The sequence below is a fragment of the Acidipila rosea genome (assembly GCF_004339725.1).
GTDB classification, from domain to species: domain Bacteria; phylum Acidobacteriota; class Terriglobia; order Terriglobales; family Acidobacteriaceae; genus Acidipila; species Acidipila rosea.
The window spans coordinates 265,411-280,221 of sequence record NZ_SMGK01000002.1 but is presented as its reverse complement, the minus strand read 5'-3'; the positions used below and the strand labels follow the sequence as shown (position 1 = coordinate 280,221).

Genomic DNA, 14,811 nt, shown 5'->3' with positions numbered 1-14,811 from the left:
TATTAGTCCTACAATCTCGGGCAGGCAAGCGGGAAGCACACAAATGAGTAATCGAGGGCGGAAGGTAGTTATCGCGGGCGCGGGGCCCGGAGGACTCGCAGCAGCTATCCTGCTGGCAAAGTCAGGGGTAGATGTGACGGTGGTTGAGAAGCGAGCCGTCGTGGGCGGACGCACCTCTACGATTGAGCAGCAAGGCTACAAGTTCGATACAGGCCCGACCTTCTTCCTCTATCCTCGCGTGCTGCGGGAGATTTTTGCAGCGGCGGGCCGCGATCTCGACACAGAGGTGCCGATGACGCGGCTGGATCCGCAATACAAGCTGGTCTTCGGCGCAGGCGGCGAGTTGGAAGCGACTCCCAATGTGGAGAAGATGGAGCAGGCTGTGGCTGCTATTTCTCCCGCGGACGCGATGCGACTGCATGCCTTCTTCTCAGACAACAGGCGGAAGCTGGAGCGGTTTATTCCGTTCCTGGAATCACCGTTTGAGAGCTGGCGTGACCTGGCAAAGGTGCGGATGCTCAAGATGCTTCCCCTGCTTCGACCCTGGCGCTGTCTCGACTCCGATCTGCGAAGCTACTTTCAGGATGAGCGCATCCGGCTGGGCTTCAGCTTTCAATCGAAGTATTTGGGTATGTCGCCTTTCACCTGCCCGAGCCTGTTCAGTATTCTTTCGTTCCTGGAGTATGAACATGGCGTCTTTCATCCCACAGGTGGCTGTGGCGCGGTGTCGAAGGCAATGGCACGAGTCGCCGAAGACCTGGGCGTGAAGTTTCTGATGGAAGAGGCAGTCGAGCAGCTTATCTTCGAAGGGCGTAGAGCGGTGGGGCTGCGCACCGCGAAAGGCTCGCTTGCGGCTGACGCAATCGTCGTCAATGCCGACTTTGCAGAAGCGATGAAGAGGATGGTGCCGAATCATCTGCGCCGTCGCTGGACCGATGAACGTATCGCGCGCAAGCGCTTCTCCTGCTCAACGTTCATGCTGTATCTCGGGCTGGAAGGGCGCTACGACAACATTGCTCATCACACGATTTATCTTGCACGCGACTATCAGCAGAACCTTCGTGATATTGAACGCGATCACCGGCTATCGGAGGATCCTTCGTTCTACGTGCAGAACGCAAGCGTGACAGACGAAACGCTGGCCCCTAAGGGACACAGCACACTCTACATGCTGCTCCCGGTGACGCACGAGCATAAGAACGTCAACTGGGCGAAAGAAGAAGAGCGCTTTCGCGCGCTGGCGCTCAGGCAGCTGGAAAAGATTGGCATCACCGACGTGGAGCAGCGCATACGCTTCGAAAAGCGGTTAACTCCTGTTTCCTGGGGCAACGACTTCGGGCTCTACAAGGGCGCCACGTTCAGCATGGCGCATAACCTGAAACAGATGCTGCACCTGCGCCCACATAACAGGTTTGAAGACGTTGACGGCGTCTACCTGGTTGGTGGCGGAACACACCCGGGCAGCGGTCTGCCGGTTATCTTCGAGTCGGCACGCATTACCTCACGGCTGCTGCTGGAAGATATGCGCGTTGAGCCGCAGTGGGAGCCAGCTGGTTCGCTGACCGGCGCTCCAGCGTATGAGGCGGTGTCCTGATGACGCACGCTGCGGAGGATGTCGAGATGCGGCTCGACGCAGTCCGCGCAGCGCAGCAGGTGTGGTTGCAGACTTCTTTGCGCGAACGGCTGCGGCTGGTTCGGAGACTTCGCGCGCGTCTCGCGCAAGCAGCGGTTGAGCTGGCAGAGACGGTTCCGTTGGAGCTGCCGGGCAGTCTGCATCGCACGCTCGCCGATACGCTGGTTGCAGAAGTGCTGCCACTGGCAGAGGCGTGCCGCTTTCTGGAGCGCGAGGCGGCATATATTCTGGCGTCGCGGCGAGAGAGTACGAGTGCCCGGCCACTGTGGCTGAGCGGCGTGGAAGTGGAAGTGACACGGCAACCTCTGGGCGTGGTGTTGATTCTCGCGGCTGCGAACTATCCGTTGCTGCTGCCTGGGGTACAGGCTCTGCAGGCCCTGACTGCCGGCAATGCCGTGCAGTGGAAGCCTGCCCCTGGCTGCTCGGCGCCGGCGCGGGCGCTGCGAAGGATGCTGTTGGAGTGCGGACTTGATCCGCTGCTTCTTGAGGTGGTCGACGAAGATGTGGAAGCGGCATCGGCTCTCATTCAAGCAGGTGTCGACAAGGTCATCCTCACTGGTGGAGAGAACACCGGGCACGCCGTGATGCGCGAGTGCGCTGAGAAACTGACTCCGTCAGTGATGGAGCTTTCGGGTTGCGATGCGGTGTTTGTGACGGAGGGAGCCGACCTTTCCCGCGTGGTGGAGGCGATTGCATTCGGTCTGCGACTGAATGGCTCCGCTACCTGCATGGCTCCGCGCCGGATATTTGTAACTACTTCAGTTGCGGATGCGCTGCTTGCGAAACTGAAGAGCGCTCTCGCTCAGTTGCCGCCAGTGCCTGTCCCGTTGCGGACGCTGGATCTCGTCTCGGAGCTTCTTGACGATGCGCGGCAGCTTGGGGCTGCGATTGTCTGCGGCGGAATAGAGGGAGATACCGTGCGCCCGCTGTTGCTTGCGCGAGCGACTCCCGATATGAAGGCGGTGCAGACGGATGTGTTTGCGCCAATGATCTCGATGATGCAGACATCAGACGAAGGCGAAGCGCTGGGCCTCTACGCGCGGTGCCCCTATGCGCTCACCGCGGCTGTCTTTGGTTCGGCACGAGCGGCAGAGCGGCTGGCGCTGCGGATTCGCGCAGGTGTGGTGATTATCAATGACCTGATCGTGCCTACGGCCGATCCGCGTGTTTCTTTCGGCGGCATTGGCAGGAGCGGCTTTGGCCGCACGCGAGGGCGTGAGGGGCTGCTGGAGATGACTTCAGCCAGAGCTGTGGTCAGGCAGCGCTCGAAGAGTCTGCTCGCGTATCGCCCAACGACGGATGCCCACATCGCTTTTTTTGAGGCAATTGCAAGGACGCTGCACGGCAGGGGCCTGCGCACACGGCTGGAAGGCCTGCGCGAAACAATCAAGGCGGCGCAGAAGCTTGGCCGCTGACACGGATGATTCTGCAAAGGGGAGCAGGAAAAGATGAGAATTGCGGTAATAGGATCGGGACTCGGGGGCTTATCAGCCGCGGCAACCATGGCGGCACGAGGCTACGAGGTGGAGGTCTTCGAGAAGAATCCGTGGCTGGGAGGAAAGGCCGCGGTACTGCAGGAGCAGGGATTCCGCTTCGACATGGGCCCGACGATTCTGATTCAGCCATCGGTGCTGCGGCGTATCTTCTGCGAAGCGGGCCGATCGCTCGATGACTATCTCAAGATGGTGCGCCTGGACCCGCAGTGGCGCTGCTTCTTTGAAGATGGGTCGGTGCTTGATCTGAAGCATGAACAATCCGCGATGGCTGCCGAACTGAACCAGCGCCGCGCAGGAATGGGCGACAAATATGTCGAGTTTATGCAGCTCTCAGAGCAACTGCATGGAATCTCCGATCGCTTCTTTTTCTGGAAGTCAGTCGGCACGATGATGGATACGTTCGACATCCATGGCGCGTTCAATATCAAGGTGCTCAAGGATGTTGCGCGGATGAGGCTGGGCCAGACCGTTGCCGGAACGATCCGCGAATTCATCGATGATCCCTATGTTGCGCAGATGCTGGACCACTATGTGCAGTATGTTGGATCCTCCCCGGACGCCTCGCCTGCGATCCTTTGTGCGATTGGGCACATGCAGTCGGAAGAAGGCATCTGGTACCCCATGGGAGGTACGCGCGCGGTGCCTGAGGCACTGGTGAAGTTGGGACGTGAGCTGGGAGTGAAGTATCACGCCTCTACTGAAGTTGAGCGCCTTCTGATCGAAGAGGGAAAAGTGGTCGGGCTGCAGACCACGCAGGGCGAGCGGTACGAATTCGATGGAGTCGTGTCGAACGAAGATGCGGTGAGAACCTATCGTGAACTCATTGGCGGTGAGGTTGCAGCGAAGTTCGAAACACGCCGCGACTATGAACCCGCGTGTTCAGGCGTCGTGCTCTATCTCGGACTCAATCGGCGCTATGAGCATCTTGCGCATCATGACTTTGTATTCTCGCGCGATCCGCATGAAGAGTTCCACCACATCTATGATCTCGGAGAGCCTGCTCCGGATCCGACATGCTATCTGGCATCGACAACCGGGACCGAGCCGGGGACGGCTCCTGCGGGCGGAGATGCGCTCTACGTGCTGGTGCACACCCCGTATCTTCGGCCACATCACGACTGGTCCAAGATGCTGCCGGAGTATCGGCAGGTAATTCTAAACAAGCTGAAGCGGACGGCTGGACTCACGGATATTGAAGACCGGATCCTCTTTGAGAGCGCGCTCACGCCGCTTGATATTCACAATCGCTACAAGGTGCTGAACGGCGCGATCTATGGGCTCTCCAGCCATGGCCGTTGGAATGGCGCGTTCAAGCCCTCCAATACTTCGCGCGATGTAGATGGGTTATTCCTGGCCGGTGGTGCGGCGCACCCCGGGCCCGGCATGCCGATGGTGATGATGTCAGGATGGATCGCGGCGGATGCCGTGGATCGACGGTTTCGCGGCGAAGATGCGGCGGACCGTGCGCGACACAGCGCCGAGGAACTGCTGGCGACCGCATGAGTGCAAGAAGGGGACGGAGCGATGGATTGGTGAGGTCATCACCCGTGCTGCTGTCTCTCTTTCTGCTCTATCTGAGGTGGTACGTTTCGCGTCATTTTCACGGCTTGCGGTTAGCGCATGGGGAGCGGTTTCGACAGTCTGGCTCCGGCCCTCTTATCGTCTGCGTCAATCATCCTTCATGGTGGGACCCGCTCACCTGCCTGCTGCTTTCGCGAGCGCTGCTGCCGGATGCGGAGCACTATGCTCCGATGGACGCAGGCATGCTCGCGCAGTATTCCTTTTTTTCCAAGCTGGGACTCTTCCCCGTAGAGCAGGGAACGGCACGCGGCGCAGCGCAATTTCTTCGCAGCGCGCAGCAGGTGCTGGCTCTGCCAAAGGCTGCGCTATGGATTACACCGCAAGGCGCGTTCACGGATGTGCGGGTGCGTCCTGTGGCATTGAAAGGCGGCGTCGGCTCGCTGGTGGAAAGGTTGGGCGCGTGTACGGTCGTTCCGCTATCGATCGAGTACACATTCTGGAACGAACGCCTGCCGGAGATATTGGCAAGTTGCGGTGAGCCTCTTCGTCTGGAAAACGTAACAGCTCCAGTAGCAAATGCGAAGGTTGCAGCGGCAATGGAAGCAGCGCAGGAAGAGCTGGCTCAATTGGCGATCACGCGCAGCTCAGCCTGTTTTCAGACGATCCTTGCCGGAGGCGCGGGCCTGGACAGTGTCTACGGCCTATGGCAACGCATGCGGGGTAAGTATCGCGCGGGGCACGGCAGCATAGGAGGACGGCTATGATGCTGTCGCTGATTGTGTTCTGCTGCGCGGTGCTGCCGGCGGCTCTCTTCCTGTGGAATCTTGCGATCTATCGGCCGCCAGCGGCGTTGAAGCGCGCTTCCCGGCCCGGGATCTCCCTTCTGATTCCCGCGCGGAATGAGGAGCAGTCCATTGCCGCGGCGGTGGAACATGCACTTGCCTCGCAGGATGTGGAGCTTGAGCTGATTGTTCTGGATGATGCGTCGACGGATCGGACGGCCGAGATCGTTCGTGAGTTCTCGACGCGCGACGGGCGGGTTCGGTTCGCTTCTGCTCCACGGTTGCCGGCCGGGTGGAACGGCAAACAGCATGCCTGCCATGTGCTGGCGTCGCTCGCGAGTCATGACCTGCTGTGTTTTCTGGATGCGGATGTGCGGCTGGCTCCGCAGGCGCTGACGCGGATGGCCGGCTTTCTGCATGCGTCAGGTTCCGACCTGGTGAGTGGGTTTCCTCGCGAGGAGACAGGCACATTTCTCGAGCGGCTGCTGCTTCCGCTGATCCATTTCGTACTGCTGGGCTATCTGCCGCTGGCGGCGATGCGCCGCTCTAAGTCACGAGGTTTTGCTGCCGGGTGTGGCCAGTTCATGATGGCGAAGCGAGAGGCCTATTTCGCCACGGGAGGGCACGCCTCCATCCGCAGCACGATGCACGACGGGCTGCTGCTGCCGCGCCTGTTCCGCGAGCATGGCTTTCGCACGGATCTCGCAGACCTGACTGACCTGGCGGCGTGCCGTATGTACAGGGATGCCCGGCAGGTATGGCAGGGGCTGGCCAAGAATGCTACGGAGGGAATGGCGGCGCCCGCGCGCATTCTGCCCTTTTCGCTGCTGCTGTTTTTCGGGCAGGTGCTGCCTTTGGCCCTTGCGCTTGCCCTGCTTCTCTGGTCCCGGCCGACGCTGCCGGGAGTGCGTGCGCTGGTCTACGGCGCGCTCGTTGCCAGCTACATGCCTCGGCTGATCGCAGTGGTGCGATATCGACAATCCTTTGCGGGGGCGATTCTGCATCCTGTTGGCGTTAGCGTGCTTCTTATCCTGCAGTGGTATGCGCTGGTGCGCAAGCTATCCGGGCACACATTTACCTGGAAGCAGCGCGCCTACGATGCGGGTTGATCTGCCGTACAAAAGCGTAATGAATTGGATAAGATTAACCAGATGGTACTGAGGCGTCCAATTGGGCTCACGCTGGTCCTCGCGGTTTGCGCTGCGAGCAGCCCCTCGCTGCGGGCGATGGCCGATGCCTCAGGGGATACGCCGTACACCTTAAGCTACGAACAAAAGCTGTCTGCCGCGCGTGCGGAGTTCTTCGCCGATCTCAATGGCGATCACGGCGCGGATGAGGCGGCGCACCGAGACTTCTCCGCATTGAGCGCAGAGCGTCCCGGCGATCCCGTGATCCTGGCCTACCTGGGAAGCCTGGACCTGCTGGAAGCGGGGCGAACCTGGGCGATATGGAACAAGCGTGCGCTCTCGCAGAGGGGCCTCACCAAGCTGGATACTGCCGTGAAGACCGCGCCCGGCAATCTGGAGGCGAGATTTATCCGCGGTGCGAGTACGTGGCATCTGCCTTCTCTGTTTCACCGTCGGGAGCAGGCGGAGAGCGACTTTGCCTACATCGCTCCCCAGGCGGAAGAGGCAGCCCGGAACGGAACGCTGCCGCCGCAACTGGCTGCGGCGGCACTCGACTATTACGGCCAGGTGCTGGAAGACCACAGTGACAGTGAAGGCGCAAAGCACTGGTTTGCTGCTGCCGTGCGCGTGGACAAGCTAAGCCCCGGCGGCAAGGATGCGCTCAAGCACCTCCAGAGCGAATAGCTATTTCGACTTGAGGGGCTTTCTCGCGAAGTAGTAAAGCGAGAAGGCGAGCAGCGCGAACATCAGCATCGAAACTCCATCGTGGTAAAGGAAGGTGCGCGGCCAGCGGAGCAGATCTTCCTTGCCGGTGGTAGCTTCGTAAAGCTTGAGCACGACGCCCAGCAGGCCGACGAGACCTCCGGCGGCAATGAGGCCGCTGGCATAGAGGGAGCCCGGGCTGATCTCCGTTTCCGCTTCATCCACGTTGAGACCCTGCTTTTCTCTGGCACGGTCGACCATCCAGCGCATAACGCCGCCGACAAAGATGGCGAGCGTGGTGGCGATGGAGAGGTAAGCGCCGACGGCGAAGGAAAGCGAGCGGATGCCCAGCAGCTCAACCGCAATGACAAGGAAGACGCCGAGCAGAACCAAGCCCCAGGGGAGCTGGCGCCGCAGGATGCCATTGATCACTGTCGCCATGAGGCGCGCCTGCGGAGCGGCTGCCTTTTCGCTGCCGATGCCCTGAATCCATTGCACTTCAATACGTCCGGACTGCGGATTGTAGAGGTATTTGCCATCCGGAAGCTCGTGGGAGCCGAGCGCATTGAGGACGATGTATTGACTGCCGGGCAACGTCACTTCTGTCTTGTCGCTGCGTTGCATGCGGAACTGGGTGCGATGGAAGACGCCCTTATTCTCGACTCCTTCATGCGGCAGGCTCAGGTTCCAGGGCTGAGAAGTTTGATGGAATTCTTCAAGGCCCTTGTTCATGGCGCTGAGCGTGGCGCCGATGACCACCGTTGAAACGCAAACGCCGATCATCAGCGCGAGCTGCTGTTTCCATGGTGTTGAGCCGACGAGGAAACCCGTTTTCAGGTCCTGGGACGTATCGCCTGCGTTGGCGGCAGCGATGCAGACAACGCCGCCGATGGTGATTGCGAGCGCACCGAAGGCAGGCGCTGTCCAGCCCTTGACGAGGAAGATTGCCGCGGTCGCCATGAGGGTGGCGATGGTCATGCCTGAAATTGGGTTGGCAGAGCTGCCGATCAAGCCCACGATGCGCGAAGAGACGGTAACGAAGAGAAAGCCGAAGACGACGATCAGCAGCGATGCGGCGAAGTTGGCGAGAACGCTGGTCTGTGCGCCGGGCACAGGCCTAAAGGTGAGGAAGGCCCACATGAGAACCACGAGCAGGACGCTGCCGCCGAGGACGACGCTCATGGGGAGATCGCGGTCGGTTCGCTCCCGGCCTGCCTCGCTGCCGCCAGATCGGCGCAGATTGCTTGCGCCGGAGCGCAACGCGCCCACAATGGTGGGAATGGTCTTGAACAAGGTGATGAGGCCCGCTGCTGCCACGGCTCCCGCTCCCATGGGCCGCACGTAGGCAGCCCAGAGATCGCTGGGCGACATCTGCGCGATGGGTTTCGTCGATGGATAAAGCGCGGCTGGAAAATGAGAACCGAAGAAGTAGATGGCAGGCATGAGCACGAGCCAGGAAAAGACCCCTCCGGCGAAGATGGTTCCCGCTACACGGGGACCGATGATGTAGCCCACGCCGAGGTATTCCGGGGTGGCGTCGGCGCGGATGGCCGACCCTTTCATCACGTGCTGCGGCCCCCAGTCGGGTTCGTAGTTGGGAGTGCCGGGCCATGCGGCGAAGAGGTTGTCGTTTTGGAAGAGGGTGTAGAGGCCGCCCAGTCCAAGGCCGAGAAAGACGCGGCTGGCGAACGATCCGCCGCGTTCCCCGGCGAGCAGCACGTCAGCGCAGGCGGTGCCCTCGGGGTAGGTGAGGTTGCCGTGCTCCTCGACAATGAGCTGACGGCGCAGGGGAATCATGAAGAAGACCCCTAGCCAGCCGCCGAGCAGGGCGAGGATGAAGATGCGCGAGTACTCCAGATCGAAGCCAAGAAAGATGAGCGCTGGGAGGGTGAAGATGACGCCTGCGGCGATCGACTGGCCCGCGTTGCCAGTGGTCTGGACAATGTTGTTCTCAAGGATCGAGGCCCGGCCCAGCGCGCGCAGCACACTGATCGAGAGCACAGAGATCGGAATCGAGGCGGCCACGGTGAGCCCGGCGCGGAGGCCGACGTAGACCGTGACGGCGCCGAAGAGAATGCCAAAGATGCAGCCGAGCAGAATCGCCCGGAAGGTGAACTCCGGACGACTCTCGCTCGCAGGGACATAGGGTTTAAACCGCTGGGGTGATTCCGCCAATTCATTGTCTCCAGTCAAACCGAAAAGTCTATCAGCCCGGGAAGACTTATGGCTTGCCGCTCTTCGCAAGTTGATCGTGATTGAGGACGGCGTTCAGCAGGAGTGAGTAGCTGCCGATGGTTTCACCGCGGTAGATCGGGTTGTTGGCAAAGAGCAGGACGGAACCTTTGCCGAGATGCGCCGTAACGACGGTCGCATGCTGGGCGAGCGACTGGCCATTGTCGAGCAGGCCTGAGATCAGCAGGTGATCCGCATCCGCATAGCGCAGGACCACATCCGGGCGGAGAGCCGCTGGAATAACGTAGGGATTATTGCGGGTCTGCTCTACATTAAGCGGCGCCGGCTGCCAGGGCTTGGGCTTGGGTTGAGTATCAGCCTGCACAGGGGGACGGCCCTGCGGAGCGTCAGGATCGTCGGCACTGCCGCGACCGGTAGTGCGATGGTCGCTCGGTGCGAAGCGGCGGTAAGCGCCGGGGCCTGCGAGGTTGCTGACGTTGAAGGAAAGCCCGCGTTCGCTGTAGACTTCAGGCGCGGTGGTGTAACCATAGGCGACCGGACTGGCGGTGTCGTTCACCACGGTTGCAAGGACGGAGCCGACGACCTTTACCCCGCCGAGCGGATTGACGCTGACACCCGGCGCGAGGCCGAGATCGATGGCCATCCGGGCGGTGTCTTCAGCAGTAATAAGCAGGCCGCCGTCTTCGACGAATTTGCCGAGGTTTGCGACGCCGCTGTAGCCGAGACCGGGGCGCATGTCGTCTGTCGAGTCGATGCGGCCGAGGTTTGGCGTGAGGTCAGTTTTCTTCCACGGCAGGGGATTGCCCCACATCGGAAGACCATCCACGATCTGCTGCGTGTTTGCCTGCCCTACGGGCGCCATGAGCAGCACATCATACTTTGCATGCAGATCCGGACTGGCTGCGACGGTCTGCGTGCTGATGTAGTCATACGGTACGCCCAGCTTGTCGAGAGCCTGTCGCCACCAGCCCTCAGTCTGCGTGTAGAGCCAGGTGTGAACCATGGCGATGCGGGGCGCAGTGACGGGATGCGATGGCACCGATGGGGTGGAGGCAGTGGCATACGCGGTGAGGTGCAGAGCGGTCAGCGTGGCATCCAGTTCGGATGCTGTGGCCTGGGTGATGATGAAGCTGCCTGCGTGGAAGCTGTGATCTGCTGCGGTGAAGGGAGCCTCGGAAGCGGCGATGCCGAGCTGCCTGAGCCGATAGCGGAGGGTGACGAGTGAGGGATCCGCATTGTTGTCGATCAGGTAGACCGATCCGCTGCCCACAATGCTGCTCTTGGCCGCTGCTGCCGCCGGCGTAACCGGAGTCATGGACGCCTTCAGAATGCTTGTGTCAGTGATGCGGGTTGTATCGACGCCGAAGAGGCTGCCCATGGTCCAGCCGGTGTCGTCGTATGGCGTCTTCTGCGGATCGTCGGGAGCCCAGTACTGCTTGTCAAGCAGAGCGTCGGCGATGCGCGAATAGGGCTGATCCATGCGGACGACGTAGCTGCCGGTGGGGAAGGTTTTCTGCTGCGCTGCTTCCTGCTTGCCGTCAGCAGATTTCCTGACGGGCAGCGTTACAGTGACAGGCGCGGTGAGCTGGTTGACCTCAACATGCTGCAGTGCGAGCACATCAAGCAGCTGCGCCTGGCGGTCTCTGGAGGGAGTGTCGGCACTGAGCACATAGGCTGCGGGACCTGCGTTCAAGGGCTTTTCAATGGAGCGCTTGCTCTTGAGGTAATAGTTGCGCAGGAAGGTCTTATTGTTCTGTGCGAAGTAGTAGAGCGTGGTCAGCACGCCTGTCTGCTCGTAGTTATTGTTGTCCCGCTGCGACCAGAGGACTTTTGGCAAAGGGGGATTCTGGCGATACCAGGTCCGCGAATATTCGTCCGGGGTCAGGATGCGCTCGACGGTATCTGCGCCGCCGTTGCCGAAGGTTTCATAGAGGCGGCTGATGCCGTTGTGCATGGCGGCGAGGAACATGAGATAGCCGGGGCTCCATGTATCGAAATCGCCGTGGGTGAAGACGCCGGGCATGCCTAACTTGGCCATCTCGCCAACGTTGGACCAGCCGAGCATCTGCCACTCGTTTGTCAGGATCGGATCGACCCAGGCGTTGTATGGTTCATCGCCTACCGTGTTGTCGTAAAGGAACGGGACCGACTCATGGAGATCGTGCAGCACCTGCGCGTGATAGCCAAGATAGGTATTGAGCACATTGCGCGTAAGGTTGAGGGTCATGCCCATGGCGTCGCGGTTGTTGTCATGCGCAACGTAATGTCCCCAGTAAATCAGGCGAGGGTAATTCTGATCCAGGTGAGCGCGATGCCACTTGTAAATATCAACCATGCGGTCGCGACCATCTACCTCAACGACCGGAGTGATGAGCGTAATGACGTGGGAGCGGATGTACTTGATATAAGGCGAATCGTCGACGGCGAGCCGGTAGGCGAGTTCCATGAGCGCGGTTGGCGCGCCGGTCTCAGGTGAATGAATGGTGCCGGTGATGTAGTAGACGGGGGTCGATGCATCGATGAGCTGCGAGGCTGCAGCGTCATCCATCTTGATGGTGCGCGGGTCGGCGAGTTTCGCGAGACGAGCGTCGTTGTCCTGCATACCTTTGATCAGGGACTCATCGGCAACGGCGACAGCGATCATCTCGCGACCTTCTTCGGTGTGCCCGATGGTCATTACGCGCACCCGCGGGCTCGCCGCGGCGAGCATCCGCATGTAGCGATAGACGTCCTCAGCATAGGGCAGCATGTTGGGTGCGCCGGAGACATCGCCAAGGACCTTAGCGGGTGTAGGTACGGTCTTCGAGGCGGGAAGATAGTCGGTCAGCGGCGAGTTCAGCGTCGGCAGCGTGGTGTATTCGCGGATGTGCGCCGTGTATTGCTCGTCAATCGGTTGCCTGGGATCGCGGGCGTACTGATCGTCGACCAGCGGCGAGGGTGGCTTCGTATCGGCCGCATGCGCGCGCGACAGAGGAAAGATCGCCAGAGCGGCGAGGAAGGACAGAGGCAACAGACGGCGCAGAGCGACTGGCGGCATGAATTCTCCCAAGGTTGAATGCAGAGGTGAAACCCAAGTGTAAGAAGAATCGCGTGCCGTGGGAAGAGAGAAACGCAAGGGGCCGGTAGCGGACCCTTGCGCCTCGTATTATTGCCCGGCGTATTTATCGAGCCACTTCAGTTCCTCGCGGACCTTGATGTAGCCATGCCACGGATTCTTGTCGAGTGGATGATTTTCTCCGGGGAAGAGAAGGAGCTCATGGGGCACATTGAGCTTCTGCAAGGCGCGTTCCAGCAGGATCTGCTCAAAGAAGCTGACACGATTATCTCCATTGCCGCCGACGATGTAGGTTGGCGTCGTCACTTTGTTGATCTGGAAGATGGCCGCTTCACTTTGATACATGGCGGGATTCTCCCAGGGAGTGCCGCCGAGATACCAGGCATCATCGAAGGTTTCGTCGTCGTAGCCCCAGTTGGCAGTGTTCTCAACTGCTCCGGCGCCAGTGACGGCAGCTTTGAAGCGGGTGGTCTGGGTGATGAGCCAGTCCGTCATGTAGCCGCCGTAGCTGTAGCCGCCGATGGCGAGATGGTTCGGGTCGGCGTAGCCCTCCTTCACCAGTGCATCGACACCCTCCAGAATGTCTTTGCCGGGGCGGGAGACGATGTGCGGGGAAATCTGCAGCTCGAAATCATCGCCGTAGCCGCTCGAACCGCGGTAGTTGGGGCGGAAGACGAGCCAACCCTTGGCCGCGGCGAGGGTTGCCCAGTCATACCAGTCGGCGCCGAAGCGGTCGCCATCGGCATCGGCGGGGCCGCCGTGGATGAGGGTGAACATGCGAAGATTCTTCTTGCCCAGGGCTCCCGGGGGATAAATCAGCATGCCCTCAACGGTTGAGCCGTCATCCGCTTTCCAGCGAAACTTCTGCCACTGGGGCTGCGCGCGCTGGCTAAAGATGGGGTTGAAGCTGGTGAGGACGCGGGCGTGGTCTGGCCGGAGCGGGTCGGCGGCGAGGAAGACCTGAGTCGGCTGCGTGACGGTCGAGTATAGAAAAAGCAGATGCTGATTGCGGCCGGCCGCATCGGGCAGAGCATAGGAGCCCGTGGCTCCCGCCAGCTCTTCAAAGTCACGCTCTCTTACGCGGTAAAGCTGCTGCTGGGTGCCCAGCAGCCCGGCGGCGATGACTGTGCCATCGGGGCTGACGGAAAAGTCTTCCCACGAGCCGGAAAAGTCTGCTCCCAGCCGGGTGATCTGTTTGCTGGTGAGGTTGATGGCGTAAATGCGACCTTGCACATCCTTATACTTGCCTTCGAGCGAACCTGCCGCAGCTCGCACATTGAAGTAAAGACGGTCGCCCTCGGGAGCCCACTTGAGGCCGCTTTCAACTGCCTGATTGTCGGTCAATCGCTTCGGGCCGGCGCCCTCCGAGGTGGTCAGGTAGATCTCATAGTCGGCGGGATTCTCCATGCGACGCGACGGCGGGCCGCTCTCATACGCAATCTGATGGTCGCGCGGCGAAGGGGCAATCTGAGTGATGGCAAGGCTGCTACGCAGAAGCACCCGGGCGTTTGACGGCAGATTGTTCTCGGGCTCATCCACATTGACGGCAGCAGGAGGCTGTTCAGCAGGCAGGGGCAGCGCCATCAACAGGTCGCCGCGGTCCTGTTCGCGCCAGCGTATGACATCTTTCCATTGCTGTTTCTGGGCAGATTCCTCTGCCTTGGTCAGCGGAATCTGTACGGAAAGATAGATCCCGGAGCTGTCCGGCTTCCACTGAAAGGTATGAACGGCAAGCTTTTCCGTATAGAAGGGAGCTGCTTCGCCACCGTCGGTCCGCAGAACCCATACCCGCTCCGTGCTGTCATCGTCGGTGTCGCCGGGGAGGTGGCGGTCTGAGGTGAAAGCGATGTATTTGCCATCGGGAGACCAGCGCGGCATGGTGGAGCTGCCTGTATGGGTCAGACGGACGGTCTCGTTGCTTTTTGCGGTCCAGAGCCAGAGTTCGTCGTTGAAGCGGTTGTTCTTCCAGTCCGCAGTGGAGGTGGAAATGACCGCAGCCTCCCCGGACGGGGACAGGCGGGCACCGGTCACCTCGGTTGCGCTCATGAACTCGTCAAGCGAGATGGGCGGGCGCTGCTGTGCATGCAGTGAGGCCCCTGCGGCCAGCATGGACAGCAGGGAAGCGGCTAAGAATCGGCTAAGTCTTTCAGTCGGCATTCTTTCTCCTGTGGAAGCGTAGAGATACTCTATCGCGTCCGGCGAATCGCGCTCTTGGCGTGGCTGATTTATACTTTTATAGTTCCCCTGAAAAGAGCAGGAGAAACATGCTCCGCGGCAGGAGTTGGCATGCCGCAGGGTTTTC

At 60.7% G+C, this 14,811-nt stretch carries 9 protein-coding genes; 6 read left to right on the top strand and 3 right to left on the bottom strand.

Annotated elements, in window-relative coordinates; genetic code table 11:
• The first annotated feature begins 43 nt into the window (after nt 1-43).
• Genes crtI through C7378_RS06200 form a run of 6 tightly spaced genes read left to right on the top strand, consistent with a single transcriptional unit; the run spans nt 44 to nt 7,243 of the window.
• On the top strand, nt 44-1,594 hold the full coding sequence (gene crtI, locus C7378_RS06225; protein WP_131993512.1) for a phytoene desaturase family protein: 1,551 nt from the start codon (nt 44-46) through the stop codon (nt 1,592-1,594).
• Nucleotides 1,594-3,048, top strand: coding sequence for an aldehyde dehydrogenase family protein (locus C7378_RS06220; RefSeq protein WP_131993509.1), 1,455 nt, complete (start codon nt 1,594-1,596; stop codon nt 3,046-3,048). Before crtI ends, C7378_RS06220 begins: the two co-directional genes overlap by 1 nt.
• Before the next feature lie 33 nt (nt 3,049-3,081).
• The gene (locus C7378_RS06215) at nt 3,082-4,632 is read left to right on the top strand and encodes a phytoene desaturase family protein (protein WP_131993506.1); all 1,551 of its coding nucleotides are present in this window, start codon (nt 3,082-3,084) and stop codon (nt 4,630-4,632) included.
• Nucleotides 4,633-4,661: 29 nt separating this feature from the next.
• The gene (locus C7378_RS06210) at nt 4,662-5,414 is read left to right on the top strand and encodes a lysophospholipid acyltransferase family protein (protein WP_207901359.1); all 753 of its coding nucleotides are present in this window, start codon (nt 4,662-4,664) and stop codon (nt 5,412-5,414) included.
• A complete protein-coding gene (locus tag C7378_RS06205; RefSeq protein WP_131993500.1) occupies nt 5,411-6,541 on the top strand; it encodes a glycosyltransferase family 2 protein in 1,131 nt (376 codons plus the stop codon). The genes C7378_RS06210 and C7378_RS06205 overlap by 4 nt, the downstream gene beginning before the upstream one ends.
• Nucleotides 6,542-6,583: 42 nt before the next feature.
• On the top strand, nt 6,584-7,243 hold the full coding sequence (locus C7378_RS06200) for a hypothetical protein (protein ID WP_131993497.1): 660 nt from the start codon (nt 6,584-6,586) through the stop codon (nt 7,241-7,243).
• Here C7378_RS06200 and C7378_RS06195 read toward each other — a convergent pair whose 3' ends face one another.
• The 3 genes from C7378_RS06195 to C7378_RS06185 form a co-directional block, all read right to left on the bottom strand.
• A complete protein-coding gene (locus C7378_RS06195) occupies nt 7,244-9,436 on the bottom strand; it encodes an OPT family oligopeptide transporter (RefSeq protein ID WP_131993494.1) in 2,193 nt (730 codons plus the stop codon).
• A 46-nt stretch (nt 9,437-9,482) separates the two neighbouring features.
• Nucleotides 9,483-12,491 carry a M14 family zinc carboxypeptidase gene (locus C7378_RS06190; RefSeq protein WP_131993491.1) on the bottom strand — a complete coding sequence of 1,003 codons (3,009 nt, stop codon included), beginning with the start codon at nt 12,489-12,491 and terminating at the stop codon, nt 9,483-9,485.
• A gap of 108 nt (nt 12,492-12,599) precedes the next feature.
• The gene (locus C7378_RS06185; RefSeq protein WP_131993488.1) at nt 12,600-14,666 is read right to left on the bottom strand and encodes an alpha/beta hydrolase family protein; all 2,067 of its coding nucleotides are present in this window, start codon (nt 14,664-14,666) and stop codon (nt 12,600-12,602) included.
• Nucleotides 14,667-14,811 lie beyond the last annotated feature (145 nt).